General features: G+C 33.0%; 12 protein-coding genes. 8 read left to right on the top strand and 4 right to left on the bottom strand.

Annotation, left to right across the window (positions count from 1 at the left end):
• Positions 1–228: 228 nt before the first annotated feature.
• From HMPREF3186_RS04845 to nagA, 3 genes are all read right to left on the bottom strand, one after another.
• Positions 229–1,263, bottom strand: a complete 1,035-nt coding sequence (locus tag HMPREF3186_RS04845) for a cyclically-permuted mutarotase family protein (protein ID WP_060914176.1) — start codon at positions 1,261–1,263, stop codon at positions 229–231.
• 120 nt (positions 1,264–1,383) lie between these two features.
• Positions 1,384–2,103 (bottom strand): glucosamine-6-phosphate deaminase, encoded by a 720-nt coding sequence (nagB, locus tag HMPREF3186_RS04840; RefSeq protein ID WP_060914175.1) that lies wholly within the window; start codon positions 2,101–2,103, stop codon positions 1,384–1,386.
• 18 nt (positions 2,104–2,121) lie between these two features.
• On the bottom strand, positions 2,122–3,270 hold the full coding sequence (nagA, locus tag HMPREF3186_RS04835) for an N-acetylglucosamine-6-phosphate deacetylase (protein WP_060914174.1): 1,149 nt from the start codon (positions 3,268–3,270) through the stop codon (positions 2,122–2,124).
• A gap of 506 nt (positions 3,271–3,776) precedes the next feature.
• Between nagA and HMPREF3186_RS04830 the strand changes: the two genes are divergently transcribed.
• A complete protein-coding gene (locus HMPREF3186_RS04830; protein ID WP_060914173.1) occupies positions 3,777–5,717 on the top strand; it encodes a KUP/HAK/KT family potassium transporter in 1,941 nt (646 codons plus the stop codon).
• Positions 5,718–6,524: 807 nt separating this feature from the next.
• Here HMPREF3186_RS04830 and HMPREF3186_RS04825 read toward each other — a convergent pair.
• Positions 6,525–7,703 carry an NADH-dependent flavin oxidoreductase gene (locus tag HMPREF3186_RS04825; protein ID WP_060914172.1) on the bottom strand — a complete coding sequence of 393 codons (1,179 nt, stop codon included), beginning with the start codon at positions 7,701–7,703 and terminating at the stop codon, positions 6,525–6,527.
• Positions 7,704–8,163: 460 nt separating this feature from the next.
• On the opposite strand from HMPREF3186_RS04825, the gene HMPREF3186_RS04820 reads away from it, so the two are divergent.
• The 7 genes from HMPREF3186_RS04820 to HMPREF3186_RS04790 all read left to right on the top strand — a co-directional run.
• A complete protein-coding gene (locus tag HMPREF3186_RS04820; RefSeq protein ID WP_060914171.1) occupies positions 8,164–9,156 on the top strand; it encodes an MsnO8 family LLM class oxidoreductase in 993 nt (330 codons plus the stop codon).
• The gene (locus HMPREF3186_RS04815; protein WP_060914170.1) at positions 9,156–10,034 is read left to right on the top strand and encodes an SIR2 family NAD-dependent protein deacylase; all 879 of its coding nucleotides are present in this window, start codon (positions 9,156–9,158) and stop codon (positions 10,032–10,034) included. The genes HMPREF3186_RS04820 and HMPREF3186_RS04815 overlap by 1 nt, the downstream gene beginning before the upstream one ends.
• Before the next feature lie 333 nt (positions 10,035–10,367).
• Entirely contained in the window at positions 10,368–11,390 is a 1,023-nt protein-coding gene (locus HMPREF3186_RS04810; RefSeq protein ID WP_060914169.1) for a lipoate--protein ligase, read from the top strand.
• Between the two features lie 32 nt (positions 11,391–11,422).
• Positions 11,423–12,595, top strand: coding sequence for an NADH-dependent flavin oxidoreductase (locus HMPREF3186_RS04805; RefSeq protein ID WP_060914168.1), 1,173 nt, complete (start codon positions 11,423–11,425; stop codon positions 12,593–12,595).
• Positions 12,596–12,736: 141 nt separating this feature from the next.
• A complete protein-coding gene (locus HMPREF3186_RS04800) occupies positions 12,737–13,759 on the top strand; it encodes a lipoate--protein ligase (RefSeq protein WP_060914167.1) in 1,023 nt (340 codons plus the stop codon).
• Positions 13,760–13,964: 205 nt separating this feature from the next.
• A complete protein-coding gene (locus HMPREF3186_RS04795) occupies positions 13,965–14,300 on the top strand; it encodes a glycine cleavage system H family protein (RefSeq protein WP_060914166.1) in 336 nt (111 codons plus the stop codon).
• Between the two features lie 327 nt (positions 14,301–14,627).
• On the top strand, positions 14,628–18,309 hold a 3,682-nt coding region (locus tag HMPREF3186_RS04790), incomplete at its 3' end, for a mucin-binding protein (protein ID WP_060914165.1).

Here is an 18,309-nt window from a genome sequence, read left to right as displayed (position 1 = left end):
AGAACGTTGCCAGGCAACAGTGAGAGCCTTCCAAATGGAAGGTTCTTTTTTTATTTAAGTTTTTGTCATAACACAAAACAACTGCCATGAGAATAAAACTCATGGCTTTTTTAATTGGAATTTTATAGATTGAACTTTTTATTAATAAAGTATTCAATTAAGAGTAAGAGTAATTTTAAAAATAATTAAAGATACCCTACATTTTAAATAGGGTATCTTTAGTTATTATTATTTTTTTGTTCTATGGATATATGGTTTTCTTTCTGCCGGTTTAATCTCACCCATGATAGAATAAATGTTATTATCTGTAGCTAACAAGGCATGTCCACAAGGAGCTTCAAAAGGAATTTCTCCTAATTGGTACCAGCGGTTTTCATTCAAGTTGTATACTAATTCTTTTTTATTCCACTTATAATCACTTACAGGACGTCTAAAGTATGCGTCACGATATTTTGCATGATCTTCACCTTGTAATGTTGTTAAATTGAATACAGCATCTTTCCAAACATCTTTATTGAAGCCGCCGATTACTAGTAGTTCATGGTCGTTTAATGGAGCCCAATCAGCACCGAGTAGAGATACTTCTTCATTATCAATTTCTACATCAGCTAGTTGTGTCCATTCTTTTGTTTCTAAGTTTACTTTATATCCATCGTTATATGTTTCACTAGCGCCACCACCATATACATAAAGTTCATTATTGTATACATAGCTTACTGCTTGATTACGTAATTTTCCAGGAAATTCTGAAAATACTTCGAATTTCTTAGTTGCTAAATCATATGCATAAAGTTCATTGTTATTTGATCCGTTGATAGATCCGATACCGAAGTATAGTTTATTGTCGTGAACTTTTGCGATAACATTTTCTACAGTAAGTGGAAGAGTGTCGACTACTTCAACTTTTAATTTATTATCAACAACAGTGAATGCCAATAATTCTGATGATGTTTCAGTTTTATTAGCAATGTAGTATAGTGTATCGTTATGCACTGCACTTGGTCCATAGGCTAGAGGATAGTCAAATTGAATTTGATCTAATAAAGTTACTCCGTCAGCTGTTTCTTCATATAGATATATATCTTTATGATTTACTTTAACTCCACCATCTACAGGAAGTCCACCTGGGAAGTTAGCACCACCACCGAAGATTAGTTTATTGCCTAATACTCCTTTAACTAATCCTGCTGTACCTATATTATTTTCGTAGCCTTTTTGAGCCGCTACAGTAGCTATATTTGTCCATTTTAGTTGTGTACTCATTATTTTTTATAGTACCTCCCTATTATTTTTAAAATCAAACGCTTACATCGATATATTTTTTAGAGTGGGAGGGGCCGACTGATGATTTTTCTTAGTCGAGAGCCACTCCCACAACTTTTGTTATTTAAAGTCTGCTTCTTTGTCTACTATTACATATACACTTGGGTGATTTTTTAGAATAGTACAAGGAATATTTTCAGTAATTTCCTCACCTTCTATTAAACTTTTAATCGCTTGTTGTTTAGCTTCACCAAAAGCTAATAAGATTATGTGTTTAGCCTTCATAATATCTTTTATCCCCATTGTTACAGCCTGTTTTGGTACTAGATTAATATCATTATTAAAGAATCTAGAATTTGCTTCTATTGTTTCTTGTTTTAAATCAACAATATGTACTCCAGTATCAAAAGATGTACCTGGTTCATTAAATCCGATGTGACCATTTGAACCAACACCTAGTAGTTGAACGTCAATATTAGCATTATTAAGCGCTTCTTGGTAAGAGTTAAGAGCATTTTCTAAATCTTCAGCACTTGCGTCAGGAACATGAGTGTTTGCTTTTTCTATATCGATATGATCGAATAGATTAGTCTCCATGAATTTATGATAACTTTCTGGGTGATCATAGCTGATACCTACATATTCATCTAAATTATAAGATTTTACATTTTTATAGCTGAAATTACCTGCTTTGTGGTCTGCAATCATTTCTGCGTATAAGTCTGTAGGTGTTCCACCAGTAGCAAGACCTAGTGTTGAATTTTCGTTAATTAAACTTCTTAAAATTTTGTACGCTTCTTTTGAAGCTTCTTTTTTAGAATTAAAAACTAAATATTTCATAGAATTACCCCTTACTTTTTAATCTTCTTTTTTATAAACTTCTTCGCCACGTGCGAATGTTGTTAGTACTTCGTATGTAGGACTAATAACAACAAGGTCAGCATCAAAACCAACTTTGATTTTACCTTTACGATCGGCAAATCCTAGCATTTCCGCTGGGTTTTTTGTACAAGAGTTAATGGCAGCATCGACAGGAACTAAAGCATCCTCAATTAAGACACGTAGTCCATCGATAACTCTTAGTGTAGAACCTGCTAAACGCCCATCATCACGGTGAGCACTACCATCTTCATATATTTCCATATTTTCTCCACCGAAGATGTAGGAACCACGTCCACAACCTTTAGCACATAGTGAATCGGTAATCATAATTCCGTGATCGCGACCTTTAGCTGTGAAGTATGTATTTAAAGCATCTGTTGTAGAGTGGATACCGTCACAGATAATTTCTCCATAAGCATCACGCGCACGCAGTGCAAATCCTACTTGACCTCCGTCACGGTGATGGAAACCAACCATTCCATTATAAACGTGAGTTTGAGAAGTGGCACCGTTAGCGAATGCTAGGTAACTTTCTTTATAATTACAAGCAGAGTGTCCTAGACTTACACGAATTCCTTGGCTTACAAGGTATTTAGTAAGTTTGTAGTCGATATCTTTTTCACAAGCGATAGTAATAAGTTTAATTAGATTTTTACTAGCTGCTTGAAATTTTTTGAATTGTTCAACACTTGGTGTTTGGATACAATTTTTAGGTTGAGCTCCACGTTTTTCTACATCAAGATAAGGTCCTTCGAAGTGAATTCCTAAAATTTCAGCACCTTCGTAACCTTCTTCATATACTTTTGCTACATTAGCAACAGCTTTTAGAAGAACTTCTTCAGTTTGTGTAATTGTTGTTGGTAAAAATGATGTTACTCCCTCAGAAACGATATTTTTAGTCCAGTTACGAAGCCCCTCTTCGTTAACATCATTTGTATCATAGCCATAAGCTCCATGAGTATGAACATCTATAAAACCAGGTAGAATACGATTAGATCCGAAATCATAATCTACTTTATCGAATGCGTCATAATCATAAACAGCAGTAATTTTTTTATCTTCTACTTCTACAATAAGAGGAAGAAATTGTCCGCTTGACCAAACTTTTTTACTTTTTATTAGCATAATAGCACCCCTTTTTAAAAAAATTCTATCTTTTAAATTTAATGTGTTAAATCTTCTTTAATCTAATGTTAACACATTTTAAATATATTTGTAAAGTAGAAAAGTAAAAGTTTTCAAAATTAATTTAAAGGTACTTTAAATGGTTTTTATAAAATAAGAAACCACTGATTTTTTAATGAAAAAATTTAAGGTGTTATATTAATGTAGGAGAGCTAATAATGAAAAATACAAATTTTTTAATCGTGATATTTTTTTAGAATATAATGTCTTAAAAGTACAAAAATTATGTAAACTGATAATAAAATGGAAAATATTTCTAGAATAATAATTTTCTAAATATTACTTCTATTGATTTTATAGAGGAAAATCTCTTTTATATAATGATAAAAATACAAGATACTTACTATTGACTTTGATTATAAGAGGAATATAATTATATTTAGAACAAAATTACTAATTTTATAGAAGTAATTTTATGTTAACTTATTATATAAGAGGTTGAATATATGGATAAATCAAGATTAACCTTTCTTGGTGTAATAATAACAATAGGAATAATATTCGGTGATATAGGAACCTCGGTTCTTTATGTTATGAAATCATTTGTTCATAGTACTGATGCAACGATGAATAGAAACTTAGTTCTAGGGTTTATCAGTTTAATATTTTGGGTAATGACTTTACAAACTACGACAAAATATGTAATGATAGCGCTGAAGGCTGATAACAAAGGCGAAGGAGGGGTATTCTCACTTTTTGCCTTAATAAAAAATAAAACAAGACGTAGTGTAGCACTTTTAGCGATGATAGGGGGAGCAACACTTCTTGCGGATGGGATAATAACACCTGCAATTACGGTAACCTCCGCGGTTGAAGGATTACATGATATTGTTCCTTCTATCAATACAAATGATGTAATTGTCTTAGTGCTTATAATATTTGTATTTATTTTTTCATTTCAACGCTTTGGAACGAAAAAAATTGGCTCGTTATTCGGACCTATAATGAGTTTATGGTTTTTATCTCTATTGCTTTGGGGAGTAAAATCTATAAGTAGTAGACCAGAAATATTAAAAGCTATAAATCCTAAATATGCATTACAGTTGCTAATAAGTTATCCTGGTGTTTTTGTCCTATTAGGAGCTGTATTTTTATGTGTATCAGGAGCTGAGGATTTATATGTAGATTTAGGTCACTGTGGGCGAAAAAATGTCAGAATGGCGTGGTTTTCAGTGAAAGTGTGCTTACTTGCGAACTATTTCGGTCAGGCAGCGTATCTGTTATCGACAAATTATAGCGTGACAAAAAATCCATTCTTTGCGATAGTACCGGATAGTTTTATAGTATTTCAGGTAATACTTGCGACACTTGCTGCGATAATAGCAAGTCAAAGTTTAATCACAGGATCATTTACATTGATATCAGAGGCGATAAAATTAAATCTTTTCCCGAAATTAATGATAAAATATCCTACAGAATTAAAAGGTCAGGTCTATGTATCGGCGGTTAATATAATATTATTTATCTGCAGTAGCTGTGTAGTATTATTCTTTAGAACAAGTAGTAATATGGAAGCTGCGTATGGATTAAGTATTAGTGTAACGATGTTTGTAACGACATTGTTGTTAAGCATATATTTATACAAAGTAAAAAACAAAAAAACTTTTGCGCTAATTTTCTTATTATTCTTCGGAATAGAGGAACTGTTTTTCCTATATGCAAATAGTTTGAAATTCGTAAATGGTGGATATATAACTGTAATTATCGCTTTATTAATATTCTCAATTATGTTTATTTGGTATAAAGGAACAGAAATTAAAGAGCGTGAGAGTCAGTATTTAACTGTAAAAAATTATACGAAACAGTTGTTGAAATTAAGTTTGGATAAAAGTATACCGAACTATGCGACAAACCTAGTATATTTAACAGGTGCTAAGCATGAGGAAGATGTGGATTATGCAGTCTTGTATTCTATCTTGAATAAACAACCTAAACGAGCAAATGTCTACTTTTTCGTCCATATAAATGTACTAGACGAACCATATAGAAGAGAGTACAAAGTTACTAAATTTAGTGATAAAAAAATATTAAAAATCACCTTTAATCTAGGATTTAGAGAAAATCAAAGGGTCAATATGTTTATGCGTCAAGTAATCGCCGATTTATTAGAAGAAAAAGAATTAGAACTGCAGCCTACTAAATATAATTTAAGAGGAAAAGCTGAAACTGTAGGAGATTTTAGATTCGTCTTGATTGAGGAAGTATTAGGTAACAGCAATGGCTTATCTTCATTTGATAACTTCATTATGAGTTTAAGATTGAAGCTTAAAAAAATTACAGTAACCCCAGAAAAATGGTTTGGATTAGATACTAGTGTTATTACTAAAGAAGCGGTGCCGTTAAATGTAGTTCAAAGTACAGTGAAAAAATTAACTAGAATAAAATAAGAAAGATCAGACTTAGAAAAGTAGTTGTAATTTTACTTTACTTATTCTGAGTCTGATTTTTACTGTTTTTAAAAATAATTATTCCTCTTATTTTAAATAGTGTACAAAACAATCAAAATGACAATGTAAATATTGATATTTTGGTCGTTTTGTCAACAATCTGAAAAAGAAGACTAGCTAGTCTTCTTTCTCTTCTTTTGTTTTAATTTTGACTATTATAAAATTAAATATTGTACATATTATGAATAATATAGCTGTATCATAATTTATAAAATTTATTATTACTAATATTGTTATAGTAATTATTGATACTATTATATGCTTTATGTTTTTGTTTTTTATTGTTAAATTTATATATAGTGATAGTATTAAAAATACTATTAAATAAGATATAATTTTTTCTAGCATAATTTAATAACCTATTCTTAAATGATAAAAATCAAATACAGTATCATAGCAATAATAACTTCCTGCATGTAAAAGTTCTACTCTAGGATTTACACAATATATTACTAAACCATGAATAAAAGAATCTGTTAATTTAGAAGTTATTATTTGATTAACTACATAAGTTGGTCCAGCTGGTGTTAATTTTAGTAAGGTAGATACTTGTGGAGAAGATAATACAGTGACTAAAGGATAGTAAGCTAGTGCTCCAGCAGATACTAACCAACCTGGAATATGAATATCTTTAGCTGCATCGCTAAAAAATTCAATCTAAGCATATCCTGTAAAAACCTTGTCTTGTAATAAGCTTTCAAGTTCTTTTTCTTTAGTAACTTTTACTTTTTCTAAAAATATATAGCATTAATAATTTTCTTCTAGTTTTCTGAATTCATCCCTAGTATGTTGAGGTAGACTCTTACCGTAGTCCATCATAAGGACGATGTCTTTAAATGCAGCTTTTGGAATAGCTAGACGTTCTATGTCTTCAACTCCAACATCTAGATTAATATCGTCTATATGGTTTGATTTTAGTTTTTCTACAAAGTCTGGTTCTGCGACAAATGGTGAAGATAATCCGATCATATCTGCGTGTAATATAGCTGCTTCACATTTTTCGACAGTATTGATACCACCCGATGCGATTAATGGAATTCTTCCATTTAAATGTTCGTAGACAACTTCATTAATAAGGCGACCGTGATGTGGACCTTCCGCACGTACTGTATTTAGATAAATATTTTGTCCCCAGCTGGCAATTGCCATATATGATAGAGGTACTCTTTCTAATAACCAATCTGTAAGTTGATTAAATTCTTCAACTGTGTAACCAACTTCTTCACCACGTGTTTCTTCAGGTGTTGCACGATAACCGAAGATAAAGTCTTTAGGTGCTTCTTTTTTGATTACTTTATATACATCTTCAAAAACTTCAAGGATGAAGCGTGAACGATTTTCTAATGTATCTACTCCATATTCATCGTGACGTTCATTAGAGAAGGTAGAGAAGAATGTCTGTAATAGAAGACGTTGGGCACTAGAAATTTCTAAACCATCGAAACCAGCAGCGATAGCACGACTTGCAGCACGCTTATAATCTTCTCTTATTTTTTGTATATCTTCTATAGAAAGAGGATGAACGATATGTTCTATAGGAGAGTTCAGTTCCATATAGCTTGGACCAACAGCGCGCCTATTTGTAGTAACGTAATGGTTAGCGAAACGTCCTGCATGTGTTAGTTGGAGGATAGCCTTCGCTCCACCAGACTTCATAGCTTGTGCCATCTTTTTAAGACCAGGAATACATGCATCATCATGGACGCTAAAACCATATTCAAAAAGTTGACCTTCAAGATTTATATAAGCGGCTCCAGTGATCTGTAAAGGCGCTGTATTTTTTCGTCTTTCGGCATAAAGAAGATCTTCCTCTGTAATGAATCCTTCTGCAGTAGAAGAGTTCGTAGTCATAGGCGAAAGAACAAAGCGATTCTCTAGTTCTATTCCGTTAGCCAGTTTGACAGGTGTTAATAATTTTGATTTCATAAAAAATACCCCTTTAAGTAATGTAAATAACATACAGCTAGGACCAATATATAAGCGATAAGAAATGAAGCATTAAAATCTGTAGTAACTTCTTTTTTATTTATGTAAATCTATAAAAGTTAAATAGATTAAATCACCATAATTTTTTTATAAAAAATTTAAACTAGTGGTGCTAGGTGTCTGTACTTTTACTGAAAATGTGTTATAATAAGTTTGTAGTTTCAGAAAAGGTTTTCTTACGATTTATTATATCAGATTATTAGACGAATAAAAAGGTGAAAATGAATTTAAGAATAGATAAATTTTTTAATAGCCCTGTAAAAAACAGAGGATAGAAATTATGTAAATCTAAGTAATATGTAAGAAGAGGAATAACTCAATAAAATCTATTTCTCCGAAATTGTAATTTTTGAGGCATTCCCAAGTATAAAATAAATGTAAAATATAAGAGGATAATAATATGAAACTTAGTATTTTAGATTATGCTATTGTAGATGAAGGAAAGACTGCGATAGAGGCTATAGAAGAGAGTGTAGAACTTGCTCGCCTAGCTGAAAAACTAGGTTATAGTCGTTTTTGGATGGCTGAGCATCATCAGGTTCCTGCCTTAGCTAGTAGTAGTCCAGAATTATTAATGTTGCACCTTCTTCAAAATACAGAAAAGATACAAATAGGTTCAGGTGGAATAATGATTCCTCACTATGCACCGTATAAAATTAGCGAATGGATCAAACTTCTAAGTGCTCTATATCCAAATAGGGTAAATCTTGGAATAGGGAATAATCCGGGGACCAAAGTAGTTCAGAAGTTGATGGATACTACACCTATGATGAGAGAAGAGTACAATGATAGTTGTAGAGAATTATTAGAACTTCTTACAGGTACTGAAACACTAGTTCAACCACCGGAAGCGAAGGTAAGTCCGATGTGGCTATTATCTACTAGTGAAAAAAGTGCAAATCTAGCTGCGGAGCTAGGGCAAAATTATGTGTATGGTCTATTCTTTAATCAAGCTGTAGATTATATAGAGACAGCTAAAAGATGCTTAAATACGTACCGTACAAAAATGCGTGAGCAACAAAAATCCCCCCAAGATGTGGTTGCGGTATTTATTGCGATAGGGGAAGATGAACAGGAAGCGAAAGATTTAGTACGCTGTTTAGATGTTTGGCTTCTTGGCAAGAAAGAATTTACAGAATTTGACAGATTCCCTAGTATAAAAACAGCTAAAGAGTATGAGATAAGAGAAGCGGATATAGAAAAAGTAGAAAAAAACAGAACGCGTTTAGTTTGGGGTACGAAAGATGTAGTAGTAGAAAAACTAAAAAAACTAGCTGCGGAATTCGAATTAGAAGAGTTGATGTGTATACCTTTAGTACCAAAGATAGAGAGAAGAAAAAATATTATTGAGATTTTAGCTAAAGAGCTAATGGGAAAAGAGGAGAAAAATTAATGACTTGGAAGGCGATAGAGTTAGAAGAAAACAATGCCGAAAAACTAGCACAGCTAATAGAAGAAGCTGAGGCGATAGTCATAGGAATAGGCGCTGGAATGTCAGCTGCTGATGGTTTTACTTATATTGGAGAGAGATTTACGAGTAACTTTAAAGATTTTGTAGAAAAATATAAGTTTTTAGATATGTTGCAGGCAAGTTTGTTTGATTTTCCGAGTTCGCAGGAATATTGGGCATTTCAAAGTCGTTTTGTCTTGCTAAATTACTTTGATCAACCTGTAGGTGCGAGTTATCTTGCGTTAAAAAATATCCTAAAGGATAAAAATTATCATATTATTACGACAAATGCTGATAATGCTTTTGATGTTGCGGGTTATGATATGGATAAAGTCTTCCATATTCAAGGGAAGTACGGGCTTATGCAGTGTAGTAAACATTGCCATGCGAAGACATATCAAGATGAAGCTTTAATGCGCAGACTGGCTGTGGAACAGGAGAATATGGAAGTCGACTATAGGTCTATTCCACTATGTCCAGAATGTGGAGCGCCACTTGAGGTTAATAAGCGTAATGCTGAAAAAGGAATGGTAGAAGATCTGATATTTTTCGAACATCTTGATAAATACAATGAATTTTTAGAAAAAAATCGTGATAAGAAAACATTATTTATCGAAATAGGGGTTGGATTTACGACACCTCAGTTTATAAAATATCCATTTTATAGAGAACTTGATAAAAATCCTAATGCGTTAATGATTACTATGAACCAGAAGAAATATCAATTTCCAGAAAGGATTGCTTCTAGAGTATTGTGGTTTAACCAAAATAGTAAGGATTTAACGTTAGATGTGGAAGAGTTATTGAAAAAATGGGAGTGACTCAAAAATCGTGATTTCGAAGAAATCAATTTTGTCGAGTCATCCCCGCACAGTTTATTAGATATCTAAAAAGCTTTTATAAAGCGAATTTAGATATCAATAAACCACTGCGTCTATGAGTTCTCATATACACTTTTTAAAAATTTAGGCCTTTTGGGTCAGCCTTGTAATAACTTTTCAGGTAGTGTGCATCAAGTGTATAACATAGACTGCGAAAAAATTCGCAATGAGATTTTATAATATTACAGATTAAATTATAATAAGACTTTAATAAAAATTATATTAGCCAAAAAAATACATTAACAAAAATTAAAAAATAAAGGAGAATAAATTATGTATTTAATAGAACCAATTAGAAACGGAAAATATTTACCAGATGGAGCGCTAGTAATGGCGATGCAAGTTTACGTACTTAACAACATCGATATCGATGAAACTGTAATCTTCCCATATTACTGTGAACCAAAAGTAGAAATCGGATTATTCCAAAATGCTGAAACTGAAGTAAACCACGATTACATGAAAGAAAAAGATATTATTCTAGTTCGTCGTGATACAGGTGGTGGTGCTGTGTACGTTGATAACGGTGCTGTTAACGTATGTTTCTTAATGCCTGGAGATACTGATGTATATGGAAACTACAAAAAATTCTACCAACCAGCAGTAGACGTACTTCACAGTTTAGGAGCTACAGAAGTTGAACAAAGGGGACGTAATGACTTAACTGCTCGTGGTAAAAAAGTAAGTGGAGCTGCGATGACATTAGTACGTGGTAAAATCTACGGAGGATATTCATTACTTCTTGATGTAAACTACGAAGCGATGGTTAATGCCTTAACTCCAAACCGTAAAAAAATTGAATCAAAAGGTATTGAATCAGTAAGAGCACGTGTAATGGGTATGCGTGAACTATTAAAACCTGAATACCAAAATGTAACAATTGATGAGTTCAAAGACTTAGTTATTTGTGGATTAATGGGTATCGAAGATATTAAAGATGCGAAGAGATATGAGTTAACTGACGAAGACTGGGCTGCAATTGAAAAATTAGCAGATGAAAAATACCGTAACTGGGATTGGAACTACGGAAAATCACCACGCTATAACTATAACCGTGATGCTCACCTTGCGATCGGAACAGTTGATTTCAGCTTAGAAGTTGAAGAAGGCCGTATTACAAAAGCGAAAATCTACGGAGACTTCTTCGGAAAAGGTAACGTACGTGACGTAGAAGAAAAACTTATCGGAGTAAGGGTAAAAGAAGAGGATTTACTAGAAGCTCTAGGAAGTATTGATTTAGCATTCTACTTCGGTAATGTAGAAGCTAAAGAATTAGTAGACTTAATCTTAAGCTAGTTTTACAAACTATGTAAAAGAGGTGTGAGTTTATGGAAAAATTATTAACTCCCATAAAACTAGCGAATGGTGTGCAGTTAGAAAATAGGTTCGTACTGTCACCGATGACGACTAATTCTTCTACAAAAGATGGAATTATCACAAAAGAGGACTTGGATTATGCATTAAGACGTGCCAACTCAGCTCCACTGCAGGTAACAGGTGCGGCTTATGTCGATGTTGATGGGCAGTTGTTCGAGTTTGGTTTCGGTGCACATGATGATAGCTGTATTCCAGGACTTACTAAGATGGCAACTGCAATGCAAGACGCTGGAGCGAAGGCTATTTTGCAGCTGACTTATTCAGGTGCGGGTGCTAATTACTACGGGGTAAATCATAAGGTTTATGGTCCTAGTAAGTTGAAGTTGCATCTTCCGTTTGAACATGAGGTAGAAGAGTTGTCTCATGAGATGATCGATGTGATTAAACAAAAATACAAAGATGCTACGAGAAGAGCGATACAGGCTGGCTTTGCAGGGATAGAAATATCAACAGCACAAAAGCTAATGTTGCAGACCTTTTTCTCAACGGTATCGAATAAACGCCATGATGAATATGGTGTAGATTCACTAGAAAATAGAGCTAGATTTATACTAGAAGTTTTTGAAGCGGTGTATGAAGTTATAAGAAACGAAGCACCTAAGGATTTTATTCTAGGATATAGAGCAACACCAGAAGAGACTCGTGGTGCGATAATCGGTTATACTGTTGAAGAATTTAACCAACTCACAGATTGGATACTAGAAAGAGCGCCATTATCTTACATTGCGATAGCGAGCTGGGGACAAAATATTTACCTAAATAAAGTTCGAGCTGAAGGACCTAACGAAGGTCGATTGATTAACGAAGTAGTTCATGAACATCTAGCGGGACGAGTTCCTTTGATGGCGACTGGTGGAATAAATAGTATAGAAAAAAGCCGTGAAGCTATTATTCATGCTGAGATGATTGGATTATCTAGTGTTTTTGTTGCAGAACCGGATTTTGTAGCTAAATTCCGAGAAAATCGTGAAGAAGATATTAATCTAGATGTAGGTGTGGAGGATATCGAAAGACTAGCGATACCAAAAGCTGCATTTAAAGATATTGTGCTTATGATGGATTATGGTAAGAGTCTGCCCCAACACACGAGAGATGAATTTAGAAAATTAGAAGAAAATTACTAAGAAGCTCTCTGTGATGGAGGAGTGAAAGTAGTAATTAAAGAATGAAAGACTATTAGGATGAAGCGGCTACTGTTATCTAAGGTTGAACTTGAATAATGGTAGCTGTTTATATTGTAGTGTTTTAGAAGACGAGGAGTGCTTATGTATTTAATAGAGCCGATAAGAAATGGAGAGTATATTTATGATGGAGCAGTATCTTTAGCTATACAAGTACATGTTTTGAATAAATTGAACTTAGATGAAGATATAATATTTCCATATTGTTGCAAACCGAAGGTGCAGATAGGTCTTTTTCAAAATGCCGAAAAAGAGATTAACCATGAGTACATGAAAGGTCACGGAATCACACTTGTTAGACGTGATACAGGTGGAGGAACGGTATTTTTAGATGAGGGGGCTGTGAATATTTGCCTTATTATGAATGGTGATAGTAATGTTTATGGCAATTTTAAAAAATTCTATGAACCTGCGGTAAATATTCTACAGGATTTAGGTGTGAATGAGGTTGAACAAACAGGGAGAAATGACCTTGTTGTTGACGGAAAGAAAGTTAGTGGAGCTGCGATGACTCTTGTTAATGGGAAAATTTACGGCGGATATACACTACTTCTTGATATTGATTATGATGCGATGGTTAATGTACTAACACCTAATCGTAAGAAAATTGAATCAAAAGGAATTGATTCGGTACGAAGTAGAGTTACAGGTCTTAGAGAATATTTAGATGAGGAATATAGAAATTTATCTGTAGTAGATTTCAAAGATTTATACTTATGCCGCCTGTTTAACTGTGAAAGAATCGAAGACATAAAACGTTATGAACTTACAGAAGAAGATTGGCGAGAAATCGATGAGTTGCTTTCTAAGAAATATCAAAACTGGGATTGGAATTATGGAAAATCACCACGTTATAATTATAACAGAGATGCTCGTCTTGAAATTGGGACTGTTGAGTTTAATCTGGAAGTAGAAGCGGGACGAATCACAAAAGCTAAGATTTACGGAGACTTTTTCGGAAAAGGTAATGTCAGTGATGTTGAGGAGAAACTAATCGGAGTAAGGGTAAAAGAAGAAGATTTACTAGAAGTGTTAAAAAGTATAGACTTAGCTCACTATTTTGGAAAAGTAGATGCAAGAGAACTTGTTGAGTTGATATTGAGTTAAGGTAAATATTAAATGATATCTTGATGTAGTGACTTATTAGTTTTTAGTTCCAATTGAAATTAAAAATCAATTTCTGTAGAATTAAAATTTTTGTTGACTTTTTTTTATTTATGTTGTATAATTTTCACTTCAGTAAAAAATCAGTGTTAAATTAGAACATTGATACTCAAGAAAACTTATAAAAAAGAAAGAAAGAGGTTGTAAAATGAAAAAATTAGCAAAAGCTTTATGGATTGAAAAGAACGAAGGAGTTTACATTGTTGGACCAACAGCTGAATTACAAGATGACGTTGGTACTGTAGGATTCGTAGAATTTTCAAAAAATGAAAAATTAGCAAAAGATGATGTTATCTTACGTTTAGAAGCATCAAAAACTGTATTAGACGTAAATGCACCATTAGCTGGTGATGTAGTAGAATACAACAAAAAAGCTGAAGAAGAGCCAACTGTATTAAACTCAGCTGATCCAAAAGAATCTTGGATTGTTAAATTAACAAACGTTGATGAAGCTGAATTTAACAAATTACCAGACTATAAATAATATTAATTATGTACTAAATTCGGAGCTTGGGAAGACCTGGCTTCGAATTTTTCTTTTATATATAAGAGGTAATGTATAGATTATCTTCATATATTGAACTATTTAATTAATTAGGTTAATAAAAGAAGTTGAGGTTAAATAATAAATCGAAGTTATCCGACGGTTGATAAATCAGTTTTCTTTTTGAGTACACTTCATAGAAACAACATATTAAAATATTTGAAAATAGATAAGAAAAATGATAAAATATATCGTTAGAGATGTTAAGTTTTAAAGAATATTGGTAAGTGAAAATTATAGATAACAGTATAAATTAGGAGAATAAAGATGATAAAAAAACAACATAAGATTAACATTAACCAGAGAGATAATAGATTTAGTATTAGGAAATTTAATGTTGGGGTTGCTAGTATAGCTGTATCTTCTGTGGCGATAGCAGGGGTGATGTTTCTTGGAAATACTAATCTAGCCTATGCAGGAGAAGGTGATTCAGGTTTTAATAGAACGGGAACGGGAGACTCGACAGTAGTAGATGCACAAGAGTTTGTAATGGTGACTCATGAGAAACCGGGTGGCGTAGTGGAGGATGTAGCTATTTTAAAATCGAAATTTTCAGAAAGTCTTGATCAATTAAAGAAAGATTATCCTGGATTTACTGCGACAAATTTACAACTTGTTGGAAAAAATAAATATAAAATTACATATGTACCGGTTACTACAACAAATAAACCAAGTTCAACAACAGAATCTGTAGCTACTAATCAAACACAACCAACAGTTGAAAATAGAGTCAGTTTACAAGGTAATTTAGTTGGAAAACAAACAGAATATAATGTAGGAGAACAAATTATCTCAACATTTAGATTAGATGTGTCTGCACCTTCGAAATTAGAGGATGGGTCTTATATTTTAGTGAATTTACCAGCTAACGAACCGATTACTGATGTACAACTTGGGACTGCTTTAAAAGTTGAAAAAGTAAATGATACACAATATAAAATTTATACTGGAGAAGTTCCAAGTGGTTCGTATGCTAGCTTTAATATAAGTTATAAGTTTGATAAATATAGAACGGGACGTAATTCACAAACTACAATTACAGCTCAGGTAGTTGATAAGACTGGTACGGCTATTACACCAACTACTTCTACAACAGCTAGAGTAACTAATACAAATAAGAGTGGATATGCTAGTATTTATGTAGACAGTGAAAGTGGAGCTAGAGATTTAGCTTTATTTAACACAAATGCGCCGGGTGATTCTATTGATGAAACTAAGAATAAAGAATTAGTTTTAAAATTAACTACTTTCAATAAAGAGACTTCAGCGGTAAATAAAATTGTTCATGAAGTAACGTTACCAACTGGTGCAGTTTTATCTCAAGCATCTATAAATGATGGTTGGACTCAAGAGGGGACTATCGCTCGCTATACAAGAACAATAACAGATGCGAAGCCTATGTTCGATCAAGGGAATAATACTAGTGATGATACGCTTCGTATTAATATGCGCCAAGCAGGTACATTAGAAGAGTTTTTAAAAGGAAAAGAATTTACATTTACAGACAATGTAATTTATACAGATAAATCAGGGGAAACAAATACAAGTCAAGGAACAACTTCACTAGTAGTAAAAGCTGTTAATCCATATGAGAATAACGGGGGAGGAGCAACACCAAATGCAGCAGGAGCGCAACCCCCATTAGTGATTAATAACTTTACTAATGAACAGAATCATGAAAATAGAGTGAATATTGCAATTCCTGGAATTAATACGGAAACAGATGATAAGAGAATTATAGTTTTCTGGAGAAGTGTTAATACTCCGACAAAAGTTAAGGAAGTTGAATTAACGATTGATAGTGATTTTAATCAAAAGAGATCTCTTGAGTTTTATGGTATTTGGAATAAGAATGGGGCTTATGCTGCTTGGTATGCACCAGACGATTTAGGAACTAGTAATACGTTTGAAGTATATACGGTAAATGGGGCAACGGAAACGAAGTTAGGAGAAATTTCCTTTAAGAAAAACGGTGGAACTTCTATAGATTTACCAGAAGGGACAACTAAAGTTGTATTAAAACCAAAAGGCGAGATGAACTTTACAAGTAATACATTAAGTCAAGCTGGTATTTATTTACACCAAAATTTAAAAGGTTTAGAAAAAGCTAAACAAATGGTAGCGGAAGGAAAAGAAGCTAAGAGTATCGTTACTGCAAAAGTTTCAACTCAAGATACAGATGTAGTAAATACGAGTATTTCTAAAACTATCTTAGCAGATGCAAGAACTGCTTTGAAATTAGAACCACGAACAGGAAAGGTAGAAACAGTTTTAGCAGGTAATAAAACACAGGCTTTAAGTTCTGGGATAGAAGCGTATAACTATTCTCCTTCAGGTTTAGGAAATCGTGTATATAGTACATATACTTCACATGGTGCTACTACAGATAAGAGCTTAACTTATCTTGGTGCGAAAAATGCTAAAATTATTGTTGAATTACCAGATGGTTTTAGTTATGCAGGAAATAGCCCACTTGTAACTAAAGATGATAATTATCAAAATACTGGTAAACGTGTATTGATTATTGATCCTAAGGATTCAAATACTCGTGAGAATGTAACTCCAGATTTAGAGTTTAATGTAGCACAGTGGGTTCAAACAGGTAGTTATCGTTTGAAATACACATTAGTTTGGGATGAAAATAGATTTCTACATGGATTAAATCCTAATAATGAGTTTGATGGAGATAAGACAATTATCAATACATCAACTTTTACTTATGAAATACCTGTAAGTAATACATCAGGGACACGATTACATGTAGATGTAACCGATAAAAATGATCAACGAGAAGGGTATACAACTTCGTTACAGAATTTAGCTCCGAAAACAGATGTGACATACCGTTTTACATTATCAAATACAGATAATTCAAAATTATCAAATAATGAAGTACTTGTGACATTACCTAAAAAAGGGGACAAGAATATTGTTGATACAAATATAGCCCGTAATTCTGCATTTGATGTAGAAGCTACAGGAGAAGCAATAGCACCTGCAGGGTGGACTGCATACTACTTAACTTCTCCGATTAATGGAAATGCTAATGAAGTTGCTGCAGCAACAACTTTAACAGCAGATCAAGTTACAGATTGGAGCAAGGTTACAGCAGTTAAGTTTGTTTCTAATCAAGGAACTACATTAAATCCGGGATTATCAAATGAATTTTTAGTACCAGCAAGAATTTCTAAAGATGCAAAAGATAAACAGGTAGCTTATATTTCAGCAGCAGCAAAAACAAATGCAGAAGAAATATATAATGAGGCGAATGTAGCTTCTGTTACTATTAAAGTAGAAAATATAAAAAATGGAGCTGTTAAAATTGCATATGAAGATATGCAAGGAAATACAATTAAACCAACAATAACAGCTATTGAAAAAAGAGCTTATACAAAAGATTATAATGTAGATACAGAAGAATATCGTCCTGATGAATTTACATATAATGACATAGCCTATAGATATATGAGAGTCAAAGAAAATTCGGCTCCGGTAGAAGGTGTTATTAACAGTGAAGAAATCACTGTAACTTATGTTTATGATACTTTGTATGAAAATGTTCCGGAAACAAAAACAATCACACGTACAATTAAGTATGTAGATGCAAACGACGAAACTAAAGAAGTATCACCAAAAGTAGTTCAAACTGTTACATTAACAAGAACAAACAAACGAAACAAAGTAACAAATACACTTGAAGAAGGAACGTGGACACAAGGAAGCTGGGAAAAACAAGTATCACCAACACCAGCAAACTATGGAACACCAGATAAAGAAAGTGTATCGTTAGTAGAAGTAACACCAACAATGGAAGATACAGAAGTAGTCGTGAAGTATCCACAAGCAAAAGAAGACGAAGTAGAAACAAAAGTAATTACGCGTACAATTAAGTATGTAGATGCAAGTAACGAAACTACAGAAGTATCACCAAAAGTAGTTCAAACTGTTA

The sequence above is a fragment of the Gemella haemolysans genome (assembly GCF_001553035.1).
Lineage (GTDB): Bacteria > Bacillota > Bacilli > Staphylococcales > Gemellaceae > Gemella > Gemella haemolysans_B.
Note: the sequence above shows the minus strand (reverse complement) of the source record. Positions and strands in the feature narration are given on the sequence as shown.

What these genes read in the sequence shown, in the direction of transcription:
- HMPREF3186_RS04845 (WP_060914176.1), bottom strand. Translation starts at nt 1,263, where the DNA reads ATGAGTACACAACTAAAATGGACAAATATAGCTACTGTAGCGGCTCAA.
- HMPREF3186_RS04830 (WP_060914173.1), top strand. Translation starts at nt 3,777, where the DNA reads ATGGATAAATCAAGATTAACCTTTCTTGGTGTAATAATAACAATAGGA.
- HMPREF3186_RS04815 (WP_060914170.1), top strand. Translation starts at nt 9,156, where the DNA reads ATGACTTGGAAGGCGATAGAGTTAGAAGAAAACAATGCCGAAAAACTA.
- nagB (WP_060914175.1), bottom strand. Translation starts at nt 2,103, where the DNA reads ATGAAATATTTAGTTTTTAATTCTAAAAAAGAAGCTTCAAAAGAAGCG.
- HMPREF3186_RS04795 (WP_060914166.1), top strand. Translation starts at nt 13,965, where the DNA reads ATGAAAAAATTAGCAAAAGCTTTATGGATTGAAAAGAACGAAGGAGTT.
- HMPREF3186_RS04810 (WP_060914169.1), top strand. Translation starts at nt 10,368, where the DNA reads ATGTATTTAATAGAACCAATTAGAAACGGAAAATATTTACCAGATGGA.
- HMPREF3186_RS04800 (WP_060914167.1), top strand. Translation starts at nt 12,737, where the DNA reads ATGTATTTAATAGAGCCGATAAGAAATGGAGAGTATATTTATGATGGA.
- HMPREF3186_RS04825 (WP_060914172.1), bottom strand. Translation starts at nt 7,703, where the DNA reads ATGAAATCAAAATTATTAACACCTGTCAAACTGGCTAACGGAATAGAA.
- HMPREF3186_RS04805 (WP_060914168.1), top strand. Translation starts at nt 11,423, where the DNA reads ATGGAAAAATTATTAACTCCCATAAAACTAGCGAATGGTGTGCAGTTA.
- HMPREF3186_RS04820 (WP_060914171.1), top strand. Translation starts at nt 8,164, where the DNA reads ATGAAACTTAGTATTTTAGATTATGCTATTGTAGATGAAGGAAAGACT.
- nagA (WP_060914174.1), bottom strand. Translation starts at nt 3,270, where the DNA reads ATGCTAATAAAAAGTAAAAAAGTTTGGTCAAGCGGACAATTTCTTCCT.